The organism is Pseudomonas sp. NDM, assembly GCF_003105095.1.
In the GTDB taxonomy this organism is placed as follows: Bacteria; Pseudomonadota; Gammaproteobacteria; order Pseudomonadales; family Pseudomonadaceae; genus Aquipseudomonas; species Aquipseudomonas moraviensis_A.
On the sequence record NZ_QETJ01000013.1, the window covers coordinates 55,912 to 76,116 of the forward strand.

Sequence of the window (20,205 nt, forward strand, 5' to 3'; positions counted from 1 at the left end):
TCCCGCCTCAAGGAGCACCGCTATGCGCATGTTGATGCTGACAGGAGGCCTGCTGACGCTGGCCGGTTGTGCTGGATTCGGAATGCCCGATCCCGACCCCTCGCAAGCCTGGATCGATCTCGACGCCCACCAACACGACACGGCGCTGCAAGCCGTGCAAGTCGATGCCACCCAGGCCATCGATAAACGCTATTTCGAAGTGCAGCCCGGCAGCCATGAGCTGAAGGTGCGCTATCAATTTCCGGTCGAGGCCACCAACATCGGCCCGAATGCCGAACCGCTGTGGCGTGATTGCCAGATGAGCGTGAAATTCAAGGATTTCAATGCCGGCCAGCGCTATCAGTTACAGGCTGGCAGTATCGGCTTCCGGCCTTGGGCCAAGCTTTATGACGAACAGCGCAAAGTGGTCGGTCAGGGCACGCCGGCGGGCTGTCAGAGCAGCTGATCGGCGCTATGCTGGCGGTTCAGATCTGTGGATATCCATCATGCGCACCTTGCTGCCGTTGCTCGTTGTCGGTCTTGTCGCCGGTTGCCAGACGCCGTTACCCGCGGTCGACCCGCAAATGGCCTGGGTCGACTTCTCCACGCCAAGCCCCGGCGGCAAATTGCTGATGGCCGAACGTCTCGATAATCAGCGATTGAACGACGGCCGATTCTTCCAGGTGACCCCCGGCAGCCATGAGCTGCGGGTGCGCTTCGACTTCGAAGTGTTCGGCGGTGGCGGCAGCCTGCTCACGGGACCTGTAGAACGTTTGTGCTACCTGACGATCCGTTATGACCACTTCGAGGCCGGCCAGCGTTACCTGCTGGAAGGGCGTTCGTTGGCGTTCACGCCGAGCGCGCGTTTGTACAATGCCAAGCGCGAAATCGTTGCTGAAGACCGCGAGTTCAACTGCATCATCTAGCTGTTGTCGTTTCTCTGATAGACGATTCGCTTGGTGCCGTTCTCGCAAGTACCGACGATCATGGCGGAGTCGTGCTGCTCCGCCTCTTCCGCCGTGATGATTTCCAGGGTGTACGAGGGAATTGCCTTCGCCTGAATCTTGATCTCGATTTCCTTCCTGAGCTCTTCGCAGTCCTTGGGGGCTGCGAAAGCGGACGTGGCCAGTGCACTGCAAAGGATCGCCAAGCCAATACGTTTCATCGATGAAGCTCCTTGAGGCAGCGCGCACGGGCGTGCGCTGAAGCTGCTCTCGATTATTCGACCACATTTCTGCAGGGCGGGTTCTGACTTCGCTCACACCTTTGGATTTGCGTGATGCCGAGATTGTTATCGCGAGCAGGCTCACGCCTACAGTTGAGCGCATTCCAACTGATAAATGCGATTGCCTGTGGGAGCGAGCCTGCTCGCGAAAGCGTCGGACCTGCAAACGCCGAATCAGCTGACCAGCGAAGCCTCAAGCGTAATTTTCGCGTTCAGCACCTTGGAAACCGGGCAACCTTCCTTCGCCTTGTTGCTCAGCTCTTCAAACTGCTGCTGGGTGGCGCCCGGGATTTTCGCCTTGAGAATCAGCTTCACTGCGGTGATGGCGAAGCCGCCCTCAACCTGATCGAGGGTGACTTCAGCGTTGGTGTCGATGCTGTCTGCCTTCAGGCCGGCATCGCCGAGAATCATCGAAAACGCCATGGAGAAGCAGCCGGCGTGGGCCGCACCGATCAGTTCTTCCGGGTTGGTGCCCTTGCCGCCTTCAAAGCGGGCCTTGAAGCCGTACGGCGCTTCCCGCAGTACGCCGGTTTCGGTGGAGATCGAGCCGATACCGGTTTTCAGGTCGCCTTCCCAATGCGCCGATGCCTTTTTCACGATAGCCATGTCTGCCTCCTCAAATGTGGCGCGGGACGCCGCGCCGTCGCGGTTTTTACTAGCAAGGCTTCTGAGGATAGACGGCGGAACAAAGTTCAGCCTGCTTGAATCGTTGACTTTTTTAGTAGGAAATTTCGGCGCTGCTATTGAATCTCGGGTATATGCCCTCATTCCATAAAACACGCTTATGGATTTGGCAGGTTTTCGTTCGCAAGAAAAACCTGCCTCCCCACCCGGAGATGCAGGTTCATGAAAAAACTGTCCGACGTTAAATTTTCCACCCTCGACCTGGTGCCGGTGCGCGAAAACGGCAGCGCTGCGCAATCGCTACGCAACTCGCTGGACCTTGCGCAGCACGCCGAGAAGTTTGGCTACACGCGGTTCTGGGTCGCCGAGCACCACAACATGGACGGCATCGCCAGTTCCGCCACCTCGGTCTTGCTCGGTTATCTGGCCGGTGGCACTTCGACGATCCGCGTCGGCTCCGGTGGAGTGATGCTGCCCAACCATGCGCCGCTGGTGATCGCCGAGCAGTTCGGCACCCTTGAGAGCCTGTACCCCGGACGCATCGACCTGGGACTGGGCCGGGCGCCGGGCTCCGACCAGATGACCGCCCGCGCCTTGCGCCGCGAACGCTCCGGCAGCGCTGACGACTTCCCTGAGGACGTCGCCGAACTGATGCGCTACCTTGGCCCGCGCACCCCGGAGCAACGGGTGATCGCCATGCCCGGCACCGGCACCAATGTGCCGATCTGGTTGCTCGGCTCGAGCCTGTTCAGTGCGCAACTGGCGGGTGAGCGGGGCTTGCCTTATGCCTTCGCCTCGCACTTCGCGCCGCGCTTCATGCATGAGGCGATTCGCATCTACCGCAATCACTTCAAGCCGTCGGCGGTGCTCGACAAGCCCTACGTGATGCTCGGCGTGCCGCTGGTGGCCGCTGATACCGATGAGCAGGCCGACTATCTGGCGACGTCGGTGTACCAGCGCATCCTTGCCCTGATGCGTGGGCAAAGTCTGGTGCAGCGTCCGCCGGTGAAAACCATGGACGGCCTGTGGCTACCCCATGAGCGTGAAGCGGTGGGCGATTTCCTTGGCCTTGCCATGGTCGGCGGCCCGCAGAAGATCCGCGCCAAGCTTGAGGTGCTGATCGAGCAGACCCAGGCGGACGAGCTGATTTTCACCAGTGATCTCTACGAACACGCCGATCGCATCCATTCCTACGAACTGCTTGCGCAAGTCATGAAGGGCTAACGCGAACCCTTGTAGGAGCTGTCGAGTGAAACGAGGCTGCGATCTTTTGATCGTGATTTGAAATCAAGATCAAAAGCGCAGCCTCCCGTAGCTTCTACTCGGAAAATCATCCCCACAAAAAAGCCGACGCATCCACGTCGGCTTTTGTATTTCAGGCGCGATCAACCACGCTTGTAGACGATTTCCTTGCTGCCACCTTCGCAGGTGCCAACTACTTCGCCGTCAGCCGCCGCACCCTTGTCGACAACTTCCAGCGAATAACCGGAAACGCCTTTGGCGTCGAGCTTCGCTGCGATTTCGCTTTTCAGCTCTTCACATGGCTTGCCGGCTGCAAACGCACCACCCGCAAGGCTCAACAAACCTACTGCCAACATGAACTTCTTCATCGGTCGCACTCCCTGGTCGGATTGAAAGAGGCGGGCATCGGGTTATCCACCCGATGCGCTCACCTTGTAGCGCTTTGCCATTCCCTATGGCACTCGGCCAGCGCGCAAGTTCAGAAGACTGGATCAAACTCAGCTGGCGACAATCTTGAAGCCGACCTTCAGCGTTACCTGAAAATGCGCCACCTGGCCGTTTTCGATGTGGCCACGGGTTTCGGTCACTTCGAACCATTCCAGATTGCGCAGGGTCTTGTTGGCTTCGGCCAGCGCGTTATTGATAGCGTCTTCAATGCTGGTGGTGGACGAACCGACCAGCTCGACTTTCTTGTACGTGTGATGGTCACTCATGGCGATCTCCTTGGGTTGGAATGGCGTGTGAAATTGAACCTGGCAGGCAATTGCACTGTTGATTTCGGCGCCGCTGCGCTGCCGAAGTTCAGAATTTCTGCACTTTCTCGAAGTGCTGAAGTCCCAACCAACACACGCCACTCATCACCAATGCAGGAGAGCCACCATGGCCAACACCTCTTTACGTAAAGCCTCGTTGCAAAGCATGGAAGCCGAGATCGAGAGTCTGCTCAAATCGTTGGAAAGCTTGAAAGACGATGCTTCGGACGAGTCGCGCAAGACCCTCAAGGCGCTGAAAAGCAATGCCGAAAGTGCACTGAAACATTCCCGTCATCTGCTCAGCGACGCGTACGAAGAAGTCAAAGTGAAAACCCGCGAGACCGGCATTGCCACTCGTGACTACGCGCAGGAACACCCATGGACCACAGCCGGCGTGGCTGTCGGTGCAATCGGCCTGCTTGCTGCCTACTTTTTGTTCAAGCGCGGCGAGTGATCGGTTTGGCGCAGCTCATTTTTGAGCCACTGCGCCAGTTGCCGGGCGCGCCCGTCCGCGGCGCGCTTGGGTAGCCACAACGCCAGTTGCGCCGGGGTTTCACAAAAGCCCCACGGCGCAACCAGGCGACCCGCCTTCAGATCTTCGGTTACCAGTGGCTCCGGCGCGATCGCCACGCCAAGACCGGCAACCGCTGCCTCCAGCAAATAATACAAATGCTCGAATCCTTGCCCGAGCTTCAACGCCTTGGCGTCGAGGTCGTTCTGCTGCGCCCAGCTCGGCCAGGCCTGCGGCCGAGAGGTGGTGTGCAGCAAGGGCTCATCAAGCAGTTCTGCGGCTGGAGCGGCTTGCAGCTTTCGATAGCCGCTGAACAACGGGCTCATCACCGGGCCGATGCGTTCGGCCGCCAGTTCGTAGACCTGCATATCGGTGGGCCACGGTGGTTCGGCGAACAGCAACAGCGCATCCAGTCCCGGGCGTCGGGGATCGAGATCGCCTTCACCGGCAGACAGGTGCAAACGCAAATCCGGCAGATCGGCATTCAGCCGCCCCAGACGCGGAATGAACCAGCGCGCCAGCAAACTCCCCGAACACCCGAGCACGAACGGCGCATCAGCAGTACTTTGCGTCAGCTCCGCACAGACACTGCGCAACCGATCAAACGCCTCAGCACTGCCATCACGCAGGCGCACGCCGGCATCTGTGAGTTTCAAGCCGCGCCCGTCCTTGATGAACAGGCTCACGCCGAGATGCTCTTCAAGCACCTTCAACTGACGGCTGACCGCGCCGTGGGTGACGTGCAACTGCTCAGCAGCCTGACTGACACTGTTCAATCGGGCGGTGGCTTCGAAGGCGCGCAAGGCATTCAGCGGGGGAAGGTCGTGGCTCATGATATCTGTGAGTTTTCCTGACAGGTTGTGGCGATCTTATCGGTTTTCAGCGTGGGAAGTCAGGGGTAGAGTGGGCGTCATTGTCTTCTGACCGAATTCACCTGGAGCGACCCATGACCCAGACTTCGAACACCTCTGATCTGCGTAACGGCCCTGATGCCAACGGCCTGTTCGGTGCGTTCGGTGGCCGTTATGTAGCGGAAACCCTGATGCCGTTGATCCTCGACCTGGCCCGCGAATACGAAGCGGCCAAGGAAGATCCGGCCTTCAAAGAAGAATTGGCCTACTTCCAGCGGGACTACGTCGGACGTCCGAGCCCGTTGTATTTCGCCGAACGCCTGACCGAATTCTGCGGCGGCGCGAAGATCTACCTCAAGCGTGAAGAGCTGAACCACACCGGCGCGCACAAGATCAACAACTGCATCGGCCAGATCCTGCTGGCGCGGCGCATGGGCAAGAAGCGCATCATCGCCGAGACCGGTGCCGGCATGCACGGCGTGGCCACGGCCACTGTCGCTGCGCGTTTCGGCCTGGACTGCGTGATCTACATGGGCACCACCGACATCGAACGTCAGCAGGCCAACGTCTTCCGCATGAAGCTGCTCGGCGCTGAAGTGATCCCGGTTGTCGCCGGCACCGGCACCCTCAAAGACGCAATGAACGAAGCCCTGCGTGACTGGGTGACCAACGTCGACAATACCTTCTACCTGATCGGCACTGTGGCCGGCCCACACCCTTATCCAGCAATGGTCCGCGATTTCCAGGCCGTCATCGGCAAGGAAACCCGCGATCAGTTGCAAGCTCAGGAAGGTCGTCTGCCGGACAGTCTGGTGGCGTGCATCGGTGGCGGCTCCAACGCCATGGGCCTGTTCCACCCGTTCCTCGACGACAAGAGCGTTGAAATCATCGGCGTCGAAGCCGCCGGTTACGGCATCGAAACCGGCAAGCACGCGGCCAGCCTCAACGGCGGTGTGCCGGGCGTGCTTCACGGTAACCGCACCTTCCTGCTGCAGGACGATGACGGCCAGATCATCGACGCCCACTCGATTTCCGCCGGCCTCGACTATCCCGGCATTGGCCCTGAGCACGCGTGGTTGCACGACATCGGTCGCGTTCAGTACACCTCGGTGACCGACGACGAAGCGCTGGAAGCGTTCCACAAATGCTGCCGCCTGGAAGGGATCATTCCTGCGCTGGAAAGCGCCCACGCCCTCGCCGAAGTGTTCAAGCGTGCACCGAAGTTGCCGAAGGATCACCTGATGGTGGTCAACCTTTCGGGCCGTGGCGACAAGGACATGCAAACCGTGATGCACCATATGCAACAGTCGCAGCAGGAGAAACACTGATGAGCCGCCTGCAAACCCGTTTTGCCGACCTCAAGCAACAGAACCGCGCCGCGCTGGTGACCTTTGTCACCGCCGGTGATCCTGACTACGACACTTCGCTGGCGATCCTCAAAGGCTTGCCGGCGGCGGGTGCCGATGTGATCGAACTGGGCATGCCGTTCACCGATCCGATGGCCGATGGTCCGGCGATCCAACTGGCCAACATCCGTGCGCTGGCGGCCAAACAGAATCTGGCGAAAACCCTGCAAATGGTTCGCGAGTTCCGTGAAGGCAACAGCGACACGCCGCTGGTGTTGATGGGTTACTTCAACCCGATTCACAAATTCGGCGTCGAGCGTTTCATCGCAGAAGCCAAGGATGCCGGCGTCGATGGCCTGATCGTGGTCGACATGCCGCCAGAGCACAATGAAGAGCTGTGCGATCCGGCGCAGGCTGCCGGGCTGGATTTCATTCGCCTGACCACACCGACCACCGACGACGCGCGTTTGCCCCGCGTGCTCAACGGCAGCTCCGGTTTCGTTTACTACGTGTCGGTGGCCGGGGTCACTGGCGCCGGTGCGGCGACCCTGGAACATGTGGAAGAAGCCGTTGCGCGTCTGCGTCGGCACACCGACCTGCCGATCAGCATCGGTTTCGGTATCCGTACGCCGGAGCAGGCTGCTGCCATCGCGCGTCTTGCCGACGGTGTGGTGGTGGGGTCGGCATTGATCGATCACATCGCCAGCGCCGATACGCCTGAGCAGGCGATCGATGGCGTGTTGAGTCTGTGTTCAGCGCTGTCCCAAGGCGTGCGCAAGGCTCGCGCCTAAGACCGCAGGGAAAACAAAAAAGGCTTCAGAACAGGCGTTCTGAAGCCTTTTTTGTGGTCAGGGCAATTGCAGTCCGCCCGAGGCCTTGTGCAGTTTGCGCAGATGCTCGCCAATCTGCTTCACATTGGCCTCGCTGGCGGCAATCTCGGCGGCGCGCTTGGGTTCGAGCAGTTTGCGCACTTCAGTATCGAGGTCGCCGGACAGCGCCAGCAGCTTCTTCTGCCGTTGACTGCTTTCTGCCTCCAGTCGGCTGAACTCGTCTGGCTGCGGCAGACCGTAACCTTTGGAGTCGAGCAGTTCCGCCGGGCGGCTGAGGAAGCCACTGTTGGCAAGGATCTCCTGCAAGGTCGCATTGGCTTTGTCCATGCCGCCGTTCTCCAGCTCGCGGGCGCCGAGGTAGCGTTGCTTGACCTCGTCCTGGGCCAGCAGCAACTGACGGCGGAAGCTGGCTTGCTCCAGCAGCAACAGCGCTGCACTGGTGCGCAGGTCGGCGCGGTCGAACCATTCGCGGCGTTGTTCAGCGCTGAGTGACAGCCACTCTTCGACGGTGCTCTGCTTGATCGGCAGCTGCTTCTTCAGCACATCGAACATCGCCTGATAGCGATCGCGGAACGAGTCGAAGCGGTAACCCAGCCGCAAGGCTTCTTTCGGATCGTCGAGCACACTGGTGTCAGCCAGGCCACGGTCCTTGAGCACTTCCAGCAAACCGTTGGGCATGATGCTGTCGAGGCCTACAAGCTGGCTGTTATTGCTGCCGCTGCGCAACAGTTTCAAGCCTTCCACGGCGCAGTTGTTGGAGAGGAAGAAATAGTTGCCGTCGTAGCTCCAGTGCATCTCGGCGGCATGTTCGACGACGCCTTCGATTTCCTCGCGAGACAGGTTCAGCGGCACCGAAGCGAGGCTGCGCAGCTCGGTCTTGGTGTACTCGTCGATCACTTGCGCCAGCGGCAGCACGAACAGCCGCGACGGGTATTTGCCGACCAGTCCGTCCCAGCTCGACAGCTGCACGTCGCCAACGAAGGCGCGATAGGAGAGCACCAGGTGCTGATCGAGGTCGAGGCGGCAATCCGGACCGCGCGGGCGGCCGGGGGCGCAGATCACCAGGCGCAGCATGCTGTGGCCCCAGCGGCTGACCCAGTTCTGGTTGGCCTCGGCCAGCAGGTAATCGACAGCGTAGACCCGTTCCGGATCGACTTGCCCCAGAGGCTGCTTGGCGAAGTCATTGCCGGCATTGAGAAAGGCGAAGCTCTTGCTGCAGCTGTCCTGCGCCGGCGGCGCCCAGCCGAAATGTTCCTTGTAGTAGCGATACAGCGCCGGGCGGCGGCAAGCGTAGCTCGGGTCGAGGAGGAAATACTCCATGTTGACCGCGACGAATTCCTTGGGGCTGGAAATTTCGTAAAGGTCCGGGCTGCGCGCGATCTGGCGGTTGTGTTGTTCACGCTCGCCACGGCGGCCGACGTACTGCTGCCAACCGGCCAGATCGAGCAGACGCGGATCGTCGCTGATGGTGAAGCGTCGGCCATTCTGCCCGCGACACTCATCGGGAATGCCGATCAGCCCGGCGCTGTTGAAGCGTCGGGTGCAGCGCTGGATCACCGTGCGTTCGGCACTTGGCCATAACCGCGCGCGGTCGTAGATATGAGTGATTTCGTGCAGCACCGTGGCCAGCAGTTCCTGACGCACAGTGCCATGGGGGCGATTGGTTTTCGCTTTCGCTGCGCTGCCATCGGTGAGCCCGGCGAGCAGCCTGCGATTCAGATCGAGTTCGGCGACCAGCGTTGCCTGTCCGTAAGCGTTGGCAGGCATGTCATCGGTCCAGCCGACATCGATGCGCCGATCCAGCCGCTCGATGAAACTCGGCGGCAGCTTGTGCATGGCCTCATCGATCAGCGCCTGACTGGCCTGTACTTGAGCCGGGCTCAGACCCTCGGTCTTGAGCCGCAATTGCAGGGCGGCGTGGGCGCTGTTGCCAAGCAGCAACAACGCCCCGGCCAGCAGCCAGGCGCCAACGGACCTCACAGTGCGAGGATGGCTTCGGCGAGTACCTGATCGCTGGCGTCGCGCGCTTCCGGCACGCGTGTGCGCAAGGTGTTGAGGGCGGCTTCGAGATGCGCGCCACGGATGTCGCCGTTGCTGGCGACGAAACTGGCGGCGTCGTCATGGGCTTCGCGGATGACTTTCGAATCGCGAATCGACGTGGTGGTATCGGAGGTGAAATCGATGGTGCGCTGGGAGGCACGAACGATGATGTTACTGGTGGCTACCAGGGTGTGCGCCTGGGCCACATCGGCCAACACAAACAGGCCAAGGGCGGCAGCAATCAGCGGGCTACGCATGGAACGACTCCGGAAGGAAAAGGATAACTATTGGACGAGAATTGCCTCTGCCAGTTCAAGGTCGCTGGCATGAAGTTTTGGCCGGGTTTTGCGCAGGTAATGCAGCGCCGATTCCAGCCGTGCCCCGCGCCATTCTCCGTCACTGGCAACGAAGGCGGCCGCGTCGTCATGGGCGGCGAGCAGCAGTTTACGGTCGAACGGCGCAGAAGACACCATGCTGGTAGCGTAACCGCTGACAACCGTGCCTTGGGTCGAAGCATTGAAAGCATCGAAGGCGTTGGCAGACATCGCCCAGCAGGCGGTGAATAACGTAGAAGAGATGAGCAGATTTGGAAGAAAGCGCATGGGACTCGACAACTGTTAACGAGCCTGAAGGCTAGCGCAAATGCCCGGGCCAGAGCCAGCATTGAAACATCGGGACACGGCTGCCGTGTCCCGCAATGCGGCAAGCGATCAGAGGGTCAGAATGGCTTGAGCCAATTGGGCGTCGGTGGCATTGAGTTGTGGCGCCTGATGGCGAATGTGATCAAGCGCGCTTTCCAGTTTCACACCACGGATATCGCCTTCGCTGGCCACGAAGCTGGCGGCGTCGTCACGAGCGGCAAGCACGATCTTGTCGTCACGGAACGAGGAGGTCACATCGGAAGTGGCGTCGGAAGAAGCTTTCAGCGCGCCAACGATCGAGTCGGTGGTCACGATGAAGCTGGTAGCGCTGGCGTTGGCAGCCACGGCCAGCAGGGCGGCGGCACTGAGCAGACGAAGACGGGTCATGATGTAACTCCTTTGGATAAACCGTAGTGAGAGGTGGCTCGGTATCTGAGGAGTCAGACGCCTGTCGCGCAGCGTTCGCCACGTTCTGCCTGGATATTAGGCTGCCAAACTCGGTTCGCCCAGTGGTGGCCACACTTACTCAAGCCGGGCCGGGAACTGTACCTGTACATTCATATAAATATTGAAACTGTACCTTTATCGGTTCAGGTACGTGTTGGAGTCATCCTCTGCGTCCTGAAACGACAAAACCCGCCGTGGTTTCCCACGACGGGTTCTGTTTGTGCAATTCGGGTTGCTGGCGGTGGGTCTGACGACCAGAGCCAGCGACGCTGCTTAGCGCCAGAACGGCTTGCTCAGCTCTTCGTAGCGTTGAGCTTCGCTGATACCGGCGTCGGCCAGCAGACGCGAATCCAGACGGGCCAGTTGATGGCGGCTGGAGATGCGGCGCTGCCACAGCATCAGGTTGGCAAGAACGCGCAGAGGCAGGGAAGCCTGGGTGTTTACAGCTTTGTCTTCGAAGAACAGTTCGGAACTGAGTGTACGTTCCATGGTTGACATCCTTCCGCTTGTGGCGGGATCAGGTAGTGGTTTGACTGGTGCCCATGATCCTCTCGTTTGCCTAGTCTCTGTAGATACAGTTCAACTGTATTGTGAGTGACCAGTTAACTGTTTACGCGGGGTGTATGGGTCGAAATTGGGCAAACTGTACTTGTCTGCACTTGATTGGTGCGTTTCCGTACATTTTTGAGAGATCAGTAAGGATTTACTGTAGGAAAAGACCGGTACAGCATTACAGTTTTTGGCGAGAAGGCGTCTTGTCGATAGCCACCGATGCAAATCGTATTTGCGCCAGTGGCTATCTGTACGAGTTACCCCGCGAGCATGCGCCCGGTTTCTTCCAGGTTCATATGCCAGCTCAGGGCTTCGCGCAGAATATGCGGGGTATGACCGCCTACCGCGCAAGCCGCGTTGAAGTAATCATTCAGTGCCTGACGAAAGTCAGGGTGTACACAGTTGTCGATGATCACCCGCGCGCGCTCCCGTGGCGCCAGGCCGCGCAGGTCGGCCAACCCCACTTCGGTCACCAGAATGTCGACATCGTGCTCGGTATGGTCAACGTGGCTGACCATCGGCACCACGCTGGAAATCGCGCCACCTTTGGCAATCGACTTGGTCACGAACACTGCCAGATGCGCGTTGCGCGCGAAGTCGCCGGAGCCGCCGATGCCATTCATCATCCGCGTGCCGCAGACATGAGTGGAGTTGACGTTGCCATAGATATCGAACTCCAGGGCGGTGTTGATGCCGATGATGCCCAGGCGCCGCACCACTTCCGGGTGATTGGAGATCTCCTGAGGCCGCAGGATCAGTTTGTCCTTGTACTTCTCCAGGTTGCCGAATACATCGCTGTTGCGCCGCTCGGACAGGGTGATCGAGCTGCCCGAAGCAAAGCTCAGCTTGCCGGCATCGATCAGGTCGAAGGTCGAATCCTGCAGCACTTCGGAGTACATGGTCAGGTCTTCGAACGGCGAGTCGATCAAGCCACACATCACCGCGTTGGCGATATTGCCGATCCCGGCCTGCAACGGGCCGAGCTTGTTGGTCATGCGCCCGGCAGCCACTTCCTGCTTGAAGAACGTGATTAGATGTTCAGCGATGGCATTGGTGTCGACGTCCGGTACCGACACCGTGGACGGCGAGTCCGACTGCTGAGTGATGACAATCGCAACGATCTTCTCCGGCGGAATCGGAATCGCCGTGCTGCCGATACGATCATCCACTTTCACCAGCGGGATTGGCGTCCGCGTCGGGCGGTACGTGGGGATATAGATGTCGTGCAGGCCCTCGAGGTTGGCGTTGTGCGCCAGGTTGATCTCGACGATTACCTGTTTGGCGAAAATCGCAAAGCTCGCCGAGTTGCCCACCGAAGTGGTCGGCACGATATGGCCTTGCTCGGTGATGGCGACTGCTTCGATGACGGCGATGTCCGGCAGCTTCAATTGCTGATTGCGCAATTGCTCCACGGTTTCGGAGAGATGCTGGTCGATGAACATCACTTCGCCGGCGTTGATTGCCTTGCGCAACGTGCTGTCGACCTGAAACGGCATGCGCCGCGACAGCACGCCGGCCTCGGTCAATTGCTTGTCGAGGTCGTTGCCGAGGCTGGCGCCGGTCATCAGGCTGATTTTCAGCGGCGTGACCTTGGCGCGCTCGGCCAGTGCGTGGGGCACGGCCTTGGCTTCGCCGGCGCGGGTGAAACCGCTCATGCCGACGGTCATGCCGTCTTCAATCAGAGCAGCGGCGTCGGCAGCGCTCATCACTTTGTCCAACAACGAAGGCAGGCGAATACGGTCACGGTACATGGATTATTATCTCGGGCAACGAGTAGCAGGATGCGCAGTCTAGTGAATTTGGCCGGCGCCTGTCCCGCTACCAAGGTCGCAAACGAGGCCTCTATTTCGCGGGTTTCAAGTAAAACACCGTTACCGGATCTGCAACAACGCGGCAAATTGTCCGTCATCTGACGCAAACAAAAACGCCCCGACAAGTCGGGGCGTTCGTTATAGCAGCGGCGGGTTATTCGACTGCTTTGACCATGTCTTCGATGACTTTTTTCGCGTCGCCGAAGACCATCATGGTCTTGTCCAGATAGAACAGCTCGTTGTCCAGGCCGGCATAGCCGCTGGCCATCGAGCGCTTGTTGACGATGATGGTCTTGGCTTTGAACGCTTCGAGAATCGGCATCCCGGCAATCGGCGACTTCGGATCGTTCTTCGCGGCCGGGTTGACCACATCGTTCGCACCGAGCACCAGCACCACGTCGGCCTGGCCGAACTCAGAGTTGATGTCTTCCATCTCGAACACCTGGTCGTAAGGCACTTCGGCCTCGGCGAGCAGGACGTTCATGTGTCCCGGCATCCGACCCGCTACCGGGTGGATTGCGTACTTGACCGTCACGCCACGGTGGGTCAGCTTCTCGGTCAGTTCCTTCAGCGCATGTTGAGCACGCGCTACCGCCAGACCGTAACCCGGCACGATGATCACGGTGTCGGCATTGGTCAGCAGGAAGGTTGCGTCATCAGCCGAACCGGATTTCACCGGGCGGGCTTCCTTCGCGCCGGCAGGACCAGCATCTGCCGTATTGCCGAAGCCGCCGAGCAGTACATTGAAGAAGGAACGGTTCATCGCCTTGCACATGATGTACGAGAGGATCGCACCGCTCGAACCCACCAGGGAGCCGGCAATGATCAGCATCGAGTTGTTCAGCGAGAAACCGATCCCCGCCGCCGCCCAGCCGGAATAGCTGTTGAGCATCGACACCACCACCGGCATGTCGGCGCCGCCGATCGGGATGATGATCAGCACGCCCATCACGAATGCGAGTGCCAGCATCAGTGCGAAGGCAGTGAGGTTGCCGGTGAGCATGAAGGTCAGGCCGAGAACCAGAGTCGCCAGACCCAGCACCGCATTGAGCTTGTGCTGACCGGAGAACTGTACCGGTGCGCCCTGGAACAGGCGGAACTTGTATTTGCCCGACAGCTTGCCGAAGGCAATCACCGAACCGGAGAAGGTAATTGCACCGATGGCGGCTCCGAGGAACAGCTCCAGGCGGTTACCTGCCGGGATCGAGTCGCCCAGCTGTTTCACGATACCCAGCGATTGCGGCTCAACCACCGCCGCAATGGCAATGAACACCGCCGCGAGGCCGATCATGCTGTGCATGAACGCCACCAGTTCCGGCATCTTGGTCATTTCAACACGCTTGGCCATGATCGACCCGGCAGTGCCACCTACCAGCAAGCCGACGATGACGTAACCGATACCGGCCGTAGCCAGTTCAGCCCCGAGCTTATAGATGAGGCCGACGGTGGTCAGGATGGCCAACGCCATGCCGAGCATGCCGAACAGGTTGCCGCGTCGCGAGGTGGTCGGGTGCGACAGGCCTTTGAGGGCCTGGATAAAGCAGATCGACGCGATCAGGTAGAGCGTCGTGACGAGATTCATGCTCATTACTTCGGCGCCTCTTCTTTTACTTTCGGGGCTTTCTTCTTGAACATCTCAAGCATGCGGCGGGTAACCAGGAAGCCACCGAACACATTGACCGCCGCCAGTGCCACGGCCAGCGTGCCCATGGTCTTGCCCAGCGGCGTTACGGTGAGTGCGGCGGCAAGCATGGCGCCGACAATCACGATCGCCGAGATTGCGTTGGTCACTGCCATCAATGGCGTGTGCAGCGCAGGCGTGACGTTCCAGACCACGTGGTAACCGACATAAATCGCCAGCACGAAGATGATCAGGTTGTAGATACCGGGGGAGATAAGCTCTTCCATCGTCTGAATCCCTGCTTAGGCGTTTTTGCGGATGACTTGGCCGTCGCGGCACATCAGGCACGCGGCGACGATGTCGTCTTCGAGGTTGACGTCGAACTGGCCTTCTTTGGTGAACACCAGCTTGAGGAAGTCCAGCAGGTTGCGTGCGTACAGTGCCGAAGCGTCTGCAGCGACTTCACCGGCGAGGTTGGTCGGACCGACGATGGTTACACCGTTTTCCACAACGACCTGATCGGCCACGGTCAGCGGGCAGTTGCCACCCTGAGCGGCGGCAAGGTCGATGACCACCGAACCCGGTTTCATCTGCGCCACGGTCTCGGCGCTGAGCAGCGTCGGCGCCTTGCGGCCCGGAATCAGTGCGGTAGTGATGACGATATCGGCCTGCCTGGCGCGCTCGTGCACGGCGAGGGCCTGACGCTGCATCCAGCTTGCCGGCATCGGCCGTGCGTAACCGCCGACACCGACGGCGCATTCGCGTTCTTCATCGGTCTCGTAAGGCACGTCGACGAACTTGGCGCCGAGGGATTCGATCTGTTCCTTCACCGCTGGGCGTACATCGGACGCTTCGATGACAGCACCGAGGCGTTTGGCCGTGGCAATCGCCTGCAATCCGGCCACGCCTGCGCCGAGAATCAGCACGCGCGCCGCTTTCACCGTACCCGCAGCGGTCATCAGCATTGGCATGAAGCGTGGATAGTAGTGCGCGGCCAGCAATACCGCTTTGTAGCCGGCAATGTTTGCCTGCGACGACAACACATCGAGACTCTGCGCCCGCGAGGTACGCGGCGCGGCTTCGAGGGCGAACGCGGTAATGCCGCACTCGGCCATTTTTGCGATGGTCTCGTTGTTGAACGGATTGAGCATGCCCACCAGCACCGTACCGCGCTTGATCAGCGTCAGTTCGGCATCGCTTGGCGCGACCACTTTGAGAATCAGCTCGGCGCCAAACGCGTCATTGGCGCTGCCAATGCTTGCGCCGGCCGCTTCATAGGCACTGTCGACGACACTGGCTTTGATGCCGGCGCCGCTTTGCACAGTGACCTTATGGCCTTGGCTGATCAGCTTCTTGATGGTTTCCGGGGTTGCAGCAACCCGTGTTTCACCGGTCTGGGTTTCGAGAGGAACACCAATGTGCACGTCAAATCTCCTGCGTGATCTTATTGAGTAAACCCATGCACTGCGGATGGTGCGACTGGGGCGGCCGATCACCACGATCCCGCCGAATCAGGGCGGGGCGCGGCATTTTGCAGGCGAACTTTATGCCCTTCAAGGGATTATGACGGGTGACGGAAAATTAACTACAAGTCATGCCGTGACCGAATGTCGCAGATGGCCAGTGGAACCCCTTGCAGGCCGTGCCTTGCAAGGATTCTGGCTGAATTTGAAAAAAATTCGCATCGGTGGCGTGAATAGGCAGTAATGAGTCGCCCGTAGAGGCTCAAAGCCACGCCGTTGGCAGCTTGTGGGACGTCTGTACGACTTTCGGATACAGTCTGCGAAAACGCGACAAATAGTTATATCTGTAGGGCTTTCAATTATCTGACTACGGGGTTAGGTATTGCCGAGAGCCTTTATTCTTCTAGGCTGTAGCTTCGCGCCTGGTTTACCAGCCAGTCGCGAAATGCCTTTAGCGATGCTGATTCGACCTTTCGCTCCGGAATCATCAGGTAATACGCCTTGATGCTGGGGAGCGCTTGAGGGTTGGCAACCACCAAACGTTTCTCGGCCAGCTCGCGCTGGATCAGAAACGGCGGAATCAGCGCGACGCCCATGTCGTGCATGGCTGCCTGGGCAAGCATGGAGAATAGCTCGTAGCGGGGACCTGTCATGTCGCGAGGGATATTCAACTGCTGCGAGTTGAACCACTGGCGCCAGGCGTAAGGTCGGGTGGTTTGCTGCAGCAGCGGTAGTTCAGCGATGGCTGCAGCTGTCATCTGCTTGCGATTGCCGAGCAGGGCGGGGCTGCACACCGGCATCGGATTCTCGCCCATCAACCTGTGGGATTCAGTACCCGACCAGTCGGCATCACCGAAGTAGATCGCGGCATCGAATTCGGTGTCGGCAAACAGGAACGGCCGGGTGCGGTTGGTCAGGTTGACGGTCACTTCCGGGTGCTTGAGCTGGAAATCCTTGAGGCGAGGCAGCAGCCATTGCGTGCCGAAGGTCGGGACGACGGCGAGCTCGATGACGTTGGTGCCTTGCTGGCCCATCACCGAGAGCGTGTCGCGCTCCACTGCGTCGAGCTGAGTCGCCACCCGGCGGCTGTAGGAAAGGCCCGCCTCAGTCAGTTTCACTCCACGTCGCGAGCGTCGGAACAGTTCCACGCTGAGGAAGTCTTCAAGGCTGGCGATCTGTCGGCAAATGGCGCCTTGGGTGAGGGAAAGCTCTTCCGCTGCGCGTGTAAAGCTCTCGTGGCGCGCGGCGGCTTCGAAACTGATCAGGGCAGTGGTGCTGGGTATCTTCCTGCGCATGTACGTCAACCTCACTAATGCGCCGCATAAATGGCATTTCGCGACGGTTCGGAGTGAGAAATTAGCACAACAGAATGCAAAATCCTCGTTTGCCGCGATGGCGAACCGCGCCTAGGATCAATGCCACGTTAATTCACCCGATTGCGAGGGCACACTCATGGGCGGTAAAGCTAGCTTCAACTGGATCGATCCCCTGCTGCTGGATCAACAGCTCACCGAAGAAGAGCGGATGATCCGCGACACCGCCGCGCAGTTCGCTCAGCAGAGCCTGGCGCCGCGTGTACTCGAAGCTTTCCGTCATGAGAAGACCGACCCGGCAATCTTTCGGGAGATGGGTGAAGTAGGCCTGCTCGGCGCGACCATTCCGGAGCAATACGGCGGCAGCGGTCTGAACTATGTCAGCTACGGCCTGATTGCCCGTGAGGTCGAGCGCGTCGACTCCGGCTATCGCTCGATGATGAGTGTGCAGTCCTCACTGGTGATGGTGCCGATCAACGAATTCGGTACCGAAGCACAGAAACAGAAGTACCTGCCGAAACTGGCTTCCGGCGAATGGATCGGTTGCTTTGGCCTGACCGAGCCGAACCACGGTTCCGATCCGGGCGCGATGATTAGCCGGGCGCGCAAGGTCGATGGCGGCTACAGCCTGACCGGCGCGAAAATGTGGATTACCAACAGCCCGATCGCCGACGTATTCGTGGTGTGGGCCAAGGACGACGCCGGCGACATTCGTGGCTTCGTTCTGGAGAAAGGCTGGAAAGGCCTGAGCGCTCCGGCGATTCACGGCAAGGTCGGCCTGCGCGCTTCCATCACCGGCGAGATCGTCATGGACAACGTGTTCGTGCCGGAAGAAAACATCTTCCCGGACGTCCGTGGTCTGAAAGGTCCATTCACTTGCCTCAACTCCGCACGCTACGGCATTTCCTGGGGCGCGCTGGGCGCCGCCGAGTTTTGCTGGCACACCGCGCGCCAATACACCCTGGACCGTCAGCAATTCGGCCGCCCATTGGCCGCGACGCAACTGGTGCAGAAGAAACTCGCCGACATGCAGACCGAGATCACTCTGGCGCTGCAAGGCTGCCTGCGACTGGGGCGGATGAAGGACGAAGGCACCGCCGCCGTTGAAATCACTTCGATCATGAAGCGCAACTCCTGCGGCAAGTCGCTGGATGTCGCGCGGATGGCGCGCGACATGCTCGGTGGCAATGGCATCTCTGATGAATTCGGCGTGGCCCGTCACCTGGTCAATCTGGAAGTGGTGAATACCTATGAAGGTACCCACGACGTTCACGCGCTGATCCTCGGGCGTGCGCAAACCGGTCTGCAGGCGTTCTATTAACAGGAGGGCGGACCATGGGCGCGCTGTCGCATCTGCGAGTACTGGATTTATCGCGCGTGTTGGCCGGGCCGTGGGCCGGGCAGATACTCGCCGACCTTGGCGCCGAAGTGATCAAGGTCGAGCGCCCGGGTAATGGTGACGACACTCGGGCGTGGGGGCCGCCCTTCCTCAAGGACGCTTACGGCGAGAACACGTCGGAAGCGGCGTATTACCTGTCGGCCAACCGCAACAAGCAATCGGTCACCATCGACTTCACCCGTCCCGAAGGGCAGAAGCTGGTGCGCGACCTGGCGGTGAAGTCGGACATTCTGATCGAGAACTTCAAGGTTGGCGGTCTGGCGGCGTATGGTCTGGACTATGAGTCGCTGAAGGCACTCAACCCGAATCTGATCTATTGCTCCATCACCGGCTTCGGCCAGACCGGTCCTTACGCCAAGCGTGCAGGGTATGACTTCATGATCCAGGGCCTTGGCGGCTTGATGAGCCTGACCGGGCGCCCCGAAGGAGACGAAGGCGCCGGACCGGTGAAGGTGGGCGTGGCGCTGACGGATATCCTCACCGGGCTTTATTCGACCGTGGCGATCCTCGCGGCATTGGCTCATCGCGATCACGACGGTGGTGGCCAACACATCGATATGGCGTTGCTGGACGTGCAAGTTGCGTGTCTGGCCAATCAGGCCATGAATTACCTGACCACGGGCAATGCCCCAAAGCGGCTGGGCAATGCGCATCCCAACATCGTGCCTTATCAGGATTTTCCTACGGCGGATGGCGACTTCATCCTCACCGTGGGTAATGACGGGCAATTCCGCAAGTTCGCCGAAGTCGCTGGGCAACCGCAGTGGGCGGATGATCCTCGCTTCGCGACGAATAAACTGCGGGTGGCGAACCGCGCAGTATTGATCCCCTTGATCCGCCAGGCGACGGTCTTCAAGACGACGGCCGAGTGGGTTGCTCAACTGGAACAGGCGGGCGTGCCTTGTGGGCCGATCAATGATCTGGCGCAGGTGTTCGAGGATCCGCAGGTGAAGGCGCGCGGTCTGGCTATCGAGTTGCCGCATGCGCTGGCGGGCATGGTGCCGCAGGTAGCCAGTCCGATTCGGTTGTCGGAGACGCCGGTCGAGTATCGGTATGCGCCGCCTTTATTAGGGGAGCATACGCTGGAGGTTCTTCAGCGAGTGTTGGGGCTGGGGGCGGGTGCGGTGGCTGCACTTAAGGTAGAAGGAGTCCTCTGAGTCTTTCTTCTATATAGAGGGCACTGATTTCTCTTTCGATTGGCTGTTTTTTAGCCAATCTGCAAGTTGTTGAAAGAAAAGCGAAATTAACGGTTGACGGCAGATTCCAGAGGTCTATAATTCGCCCCACTTCCGGCGCAGTCGAAACGGAAAACTCCTTGAGATTCAAAGAGTTACGCAGTTTTCGGCAGCGGCTCGCTTCAGATCATCGAAGCCTGGAAGGAGTTGAAAGAGCAGTGATGTTCGGCTCTTTTAACGGTTCGGTCTTCTCGGTCGAAAGCGGAGAAAAAGAGGTGTTGACAGCAGCGATTAACGCTGTAGAATTCGCCTCCCGCTAACGAGAGATCGGAAGCGCAAGTGGTTGAGGTTGTTGAGGAATTCTTCGAAAACTTCTGAAAATA

At 59.7% G+C, this 20,205-nt stretch carries 24 protein-coding genes; 9 read left to right on the forward strand and 15 right to left on the reverse strand.

Going from position 1 to position 20,205, the window contains the following annotated elements; all coding sequences use genetic code 11:
* The first annotated feature begins 22 nt into the window (after positions 1 to 22).
* Both DCO47_RS05480 and DCO47_RS05485 read left to right on the forward strand, forming a co-directional pair.
* Positions 23 to 445, forward strand: coding sequence for a hypothetical protein (locus DCO47_RS05480; RefSeq protein ID WP_042608989.1), 423 nt, complete (start codon positions 23 to 25; stop codon positions 443 to 445).
* Between the two features lie 40 nt (positions 446 to 485).
* Positions 486 to 905, forward strand: coding sequence for a hypothetical protein (locus DCO47_RS05485; RefSeq protein WP_065616471.1), 420 nt, complete (start codon positions 486 to 488; stop codon positions 903 to 905).
* Here the strand turns inward: DCO47_RS05485 and DCO47_RS05490 are convergent.
* Both DCO47_RS05490 and DCO47_RS05495 read right to left on the reverse strand, forming a co-directional pair.
* Positions 902 to 1,144, reverse strand: coding sequence for a DUF1161 domain-containing protein (locus DCO47_RS05490; RefSeq protein ID WP_064365257.1), 243 nt, complete (start codon positions 1,142 to 1,144; stop codon positions 902 to 904). The genes DCO47_RS05485 and DCO47_RS05490 overlap by 4 nt on opposite strands.
* Positions 1,145 to 1,378: 234 nt before the next feature.
* Entirely contained in the window at positions 1,379 to 1,810 is a 432-nt protein-coding gene (locus DCO47_RS05495; RefSeq protein ID WP_064365258.1) for an OsmC family protein, read from the reverse strand.
* Positions 1,811 to 2,050: 240 nt separating this feature from the next.
* Between DCO47_RS05495 and DCO47_RS05500 the strand changes: the two genes are divergently transcribed.
* The gene (locus tag DCO47_RS05500) at positions 2,051 to 3,052 is read left to right on the forward strand and encodes an LLM class flavin-dependent oxidoreductase (protein WP_041476454.1); all 1,002 of its coding nucleotides are present in this window, start codon (positions 2,051 to 2,053) and stop codon (positions 3,050 to 3,052) included.
* Positions 3,053 to 3,213: 161 nt separating this feature from the next.
* Here the strand turns inward: DCO47_RS05500 and DCO47_RS05505 are convergent, their stop codons facing one another.
* The gene (locus DCO47_RS05505; RefSeq protein ID WP_042608985.1) at positions 3,214 to 3,438 is read right to left on the reverse strand and encodes a DUF1161 domain-containing protein; all 225 of its coding nucleotides are present in this window, start codon (positions 3,436 to 3,438) and stop codon (positions 3,214 to 3,216) included.
* Positions 3,439 to 3,567: 129 nt separating this feature from the next.
* Positions 3,568 to 3,783, reverse strand: coding sequence for a dodecin (locus DCO47_RS05510; RefSeq protein ID WP_039757080.1), 216 nt, complete (start codon positions 3,781 to 3,783; stop codon positions 3,568 to 3,570).
* Between the two features lie 166 nt (positions 3,784 to 3,949).
* Between DCO47_RS05510 and DCO47_RS05515 the strand changes: the two genes are divergently transcribed.
* Entirely contained in the window at positions 3,950 to 4,276 is a 327-nt protein-coding gene (locus tag DCO47_RS05515; RefSeq protein ID WP_039757078.1) for a YqjD family protein, read from the forward strand.
* Here the strand turns inward: DCO47_RS05515 and DCO47_RS05520 are convergent.
* On the reverse strand, positions 4,249 to 5,166 hold the full coding sequence (locus DCO47_RS05520; RefSeq protein ID WP_116657667.1) for a LysR family transcriptional regulator: 918 nt from the start codon (positions 5,164 to 5,166) through the stop codon (positions 4,249 to 4,251). The genes DCO47_RS05515 and DCO47_RS05520 overlap by 28 nt on opposite strands.
* A gap of 113 nt (positions 5,167 to 5,279) precedes the next feature.
* Here DCO47_RS05520 and trpB point away from each other — a divergent pair, with 113 nt between their 5' ends.
* Positions 5,280 to 6,512 (forward strand): tryptophan synthase subunit beta, encoded by a 1,233-nt coding sequence (gene trpB, locus DCO47_RS05525; RefSeq protein ID WP_016772302.1) that lies wholly within the window; start codon positions 5,280 to 5,282, stop codon positions 6,510 to 6,512.
* A complete protein-coding gene (gene trpA / locus DCO47_RS05530; RefSeq protein WP_116657668.1) occupies positions 6,512 to 7,321 on the forward strand; it encodes a tryptophan synthase subunit alpha in 810 nt (269 codons plus the stop codon). Before trpB ends, trpA begins: the two co-directional genes overlap by 1 nt.
* A gap of 57 nt (positions 7,322 to 7,378) precedes the next feature.
* Here the strand turns inward: trpA and DCO47_RS05535 are convergent, their stop codons facing one another.
* The 10 genes from DCO47_RS05535 to DCO47_RS05580 all read right to left on the reverse strand — a co-directional run bounded on the left by DCO47_RS05535 (position 7,379) and on the right by DCO47_RS05580 (position 17,230).
* Complete coding sequence (locus tag DCO47_RS05535) at positions 7,379 to 9,340, reverse strand: DUF4105 domain-containing protein (protein WP_116657669.1); 1,962 nt, start codon at positions 9,338 to 9,340, stop codon at positions 7,379 to 7,381.
* Positions 9,337 to 9,657 carry a DUF2388 domain-containing protein gene (locus DCO47_RS05540; protein ID WP_116657670.1) on the reverse strand — a complete coding sequence of 107 codons (321 nt, stop codon included), beginning with the start codon at positions 9,655 to 9,657 and terminating at the stop codon, positions 9,337 to 9,339. The genes DCO47_RS05535 and DCO47_RS05540 overlap by 4 nt, the downstream gene beginning before the upstream one ends.
* Positions 9,658 to 9,684: 27 nt before the next feature.
* The gene (locus DCO47_RS05545) at positions 9,685 to 10,002 is read right to left on the reverse strand and encodes a DUF2388 domain-containing protein (protein ID WP_064365263.1); all 318 of its coding nucleotides are present in this window, start codon (positions 10,000 to 10,002) and stop codon (positions 9,685 to 9,687) included.
* A 108-nt stretch (positions 10,003 to 10,110) separates the two neighbouring features.
* A complete protein-coding gene (locus tag DCO47_RS05550) occupies positions 10,111 to 10,428 on the reverse strand; it encodes a DUF2388 domain-containing protein (RefSeq protein WP_042608980.1) in 318 nt (105 codons plus the stop codon).
* A gap of 333 nt (positions 10,429 to 10,761) precedes the next feature.
* A complete protein-coding gene (locus tag DCO47_RS05555) occupies positions 10,762 to 10,977 on the reverse strand; it encodes a DUF1127 domain-containing protein (RefSeq protein WP_008081135.1) in 216 nt (71 codons plus the stop codon).
* 320 nt (positions 10,978 to 11,297) lie between these two features.
* On the reverse strand, positions 11,298 to 12,791 hold the full coding sequence (locus tag DCO47_RS05560; protein WP_064365264.1) for an acetyl-CoA hydrolase/transferase family protein: 1,494 nt from the start codon (positions 12,789 to 12,791) through the stop codon (positions 11,298 to 11,300).
* Positions 12,792 to 13,005: 214 nt separating this feature from the next.
* Positions 13,006 to 14,439, reverse strand: a complete 1,434-nt coding sequence (locus DCO47_RS05565; protein WP_083353930.1) for an NAD(P)(+) transhydrogenase (Re/Si-specific) subunit beta — start codon at positions 14,437 to 14,439, stop codon at positions 13,006 to 13,008.
* Positions 14,439 to 14,759 carry an NAD(P) transhydrogenase subunit alpha gene (locus DCO47_RS05570; RefSeq protein ID WP_003187417.1) on the reverse strand — a complete coding sequence of 107 codons (321 nt, stop codon included), beginning with the start codon at positions 14,757 to 14,759 and terminating at the stop codon, positions 14,439 to 14,441. Before DCO47_RS05570 ends, DCO47_RS05565 begins: the two co-directional genes overlap by 1 nt.
* A 15-nt stretch (positions 14,760 to 14,774) precedes the next feature.
* The gene (locus DCO47_RS05575) at positions 14,775 to 15,896 is read right to left on the reverse strand and encodes a Re/Si-specific NAD(P)(+) transhydrogenase subunit alpha (RefSeq protein ID WP_116657671.1); all 1,122 of its coding nucleotides are present in this window, start codon (positions 15,894 to 15,896) and stop codon (positions 14,775 to 14,777) included.
* A 434-nt stretch (positions 15,897 to 16,330) separates the two neighbouring features.
* The gene (locus DCO47_RS05580; RefSeq protein WP_042608976.1) at positions 16,331 to 17,230 is read right to left on the reverse strand and encodes a LysR family transcriptional regulator; all 900 of its coding nucleotides are present in this window, start codon (positions 17,228 to 17,230) and stop codon (positions 16,331 to 16,333) included.
* A gap of 157 nt (positions 17,231 to 17,387) precedes the next feature.
* Between DCO47_RS05580 and DCO47_RS05585 the strand changes: the two genes are divergently transcribed.
* The 3 genes from DCO47_RS05585 (at position 17,388) to DCO47_RS27000 (ending at position 20,142) form a co-directional block, all read left to right on the forward strand.
* The gene (locus tag DCO47_RS05585) at positions 17,388 to 18,569 is read left to right on the forward strand and encodes an acyl-CoA dehydrogenase (protein ID WP_116657672.1); all 1,182 of its coding nucleotides are present in this window, start codon (positions 17,388 to 17,390) and stop codon (positions 18,567 to 18,569) included.
* A 14-nt stretch (positions 18,570 to 18,583) separates the two neighbouring features.
* Positions 18,584 to 19,804: a CaiB/BaiF CoA-transferase family protein gene (locus DCO47_RS05590; protein WP_065616477.1), complete on the forward strand. Its 1,221-nt coding sequence runs from the start codon at positions 18,584 to 18,586 to the stop codon at positions 19,802 to 19,804.
* Between the two features lie 158 nt (positions 19,805 to 19,962).
* Positions 19,963 to 20,142 carry a hypothetical protein gene (locus tag DCO47_RS27000; protein ID WP_165839189.1) on the forward strand — a complete coding sequence of 60 codons (180 nt, stop codon included), beginning with the start codon at positions 19,963 to 19,965 and terminating at the stop codon, positions 20,140 to 20,142.
* Positions 20,143 to 20,205 lie beyond the last annotated feature (63 nt).

Bases quoted from the DNA above. Each gene is read 5' to 3' on its own strand.
- DCO47_RS05480 (WP_042608989.1), top strand. From the start codon at position 23: ATGCGCATGTTGATGCTGACAGGAGGCCTGCTGACGCTGGCCGGTTGT.
- DCO47_RS05485 (WP_065616471.1), top strand. From the start codon at position 486: ATGCGCACCTTGCTGCCGTTGCTCGTTGTCGGTCTTGTCGCCGGTTGC.
- DCO47_RS05490 (WP_064365257.1), bottom strand. From the start codon at position 1,144: ATGAAACGTATTGGCTTGGCGATCCTTTGCAGTGCACTGGCCACGTCC.
- DCO47_RS05495 (WP_064365258.1), bottom strand. From the start codon at position 1,810: ATGGCTATCGTGAAAAAGGCATCGGCGCATTGGGAAGGCGACCTGAAA.
- DCO47_RS05500 (WP_041476454.1), top strand. From the start codon at position 2,051: ATGAAAAAACTGTCCGACGTTAAATTTTCCACCCTCGACCTGGTGCCG.
- DCO47_RS05505 (WP_042608985.1), bottom strand. From the start codon at position 3,438: ATGAAGAAGTTCATGTTGGCAGTAGGTTTGTTGAGCCTTGCGGGTGGT.
- DCO47_RS05510 (WP_039757080.1), bottom strand. From the start codon at position 3,783: ATGAGTGACCATCACACGTACAAGAAAGTCGAGCTGGTCGGTTCGTCC.
- DCO47_RS05515 (WP_039757078.1), top strand. From the start codon at position 3,950: ATGGCCAACACCTCTTTACGTAAAGCCTCGTTGCAAAGCATGGAAGCC.
- DCO47_RS05520 (WP_116657667.1), bottom strand. From the start codon at position 5,166: ATGAGCCACGACCTTCCCCCGCTGAATGCCTTGCGCGCCTTCGAAGCC.
- trpB (WP_016772302.1), top strand. From the start codon at position 5,280: ATGACCCAGACTTCGAACACCTCTGATCTGCGTAACGGCCCTGATGCC.
- trpA (WP_116657668.1), top strand. From the start codon at position 6,512: ATGAGCCGCCTGCAAACCCGTTTTGCCGACCTCAAGCAACAGAACCGC.
- DCO47_RS05540 (WP_116657670.1), bottom strand. From the start codon at position 9,657: ATGCGTAGCCCGCTGATTGCTGCCGCCCTTGGCCTGTTTGTGTTGGCC.
- DCO47_RS05545 (WP_064365263.1), bottom strand. From the start codon at position 10,002: ATGCGCTTTCTTCCAAATCTGCTCATCTCTTCTACGTTATTCACCGCC.
- DCO47_RS05550 (WP_042608980.1), bottom strand. From the start codon at position 10,428: ATGACCCGTCTTCGTCTGCTCAGTGCCGCCGCCCTGCTGGCCGTGGCT.
- DCO47_RS05555 (WP_008081135.1), bottom strand. From the start codon at position 10,977: ATGGAACGTACACTCAGTTCCGAACTGTTCTTCGAAGACAAAGCTGTA.
- DCO47_RS05560 (WP_064365264.1), bottom strand. From the start codon at position 12,791: ATGTACCGTGACCGTATTCGCCTGCCTTCGTTGTTGGACAAAGTGATG.
- DCO47_RS05565 (WP_083353930.1), bottom strand. From the start codon at position 14,439: ATGAGCATGAATCTCGTCACGACGCTCTACCTGATCGCGTCGATCTGC.
- DCO47_RS05570 (WP_003187417.1), bottom strand. From the start codon at position 14,759: ATGGAAGAGCTTATCTCCCCCGGTATCTACAACCTGATCATCTTCGTG.
- DCO47_RS05580 (WP_042608976.1), bottom strand. From the start codon at position 17,230: ATGCGCAGGAAGATACCCAGCACCACTGCCCTGATCAGTTTCGAAGCC.
- DCO47_RS05585 (WP_116657672.1), top strand. From the start codon at position 17,388: ATGGGCGGTAAAGCTAGCTTCAACTGGATCGATCCCCTGCTGCTGGAT.
- DCO47_RS05590 (WP_065616477.1), top strand. From the start codon at position 18,584: ATGGGCGCGCTGTCGCATCTGCGAGTACTGGATTTATCGCGCGTGTTG.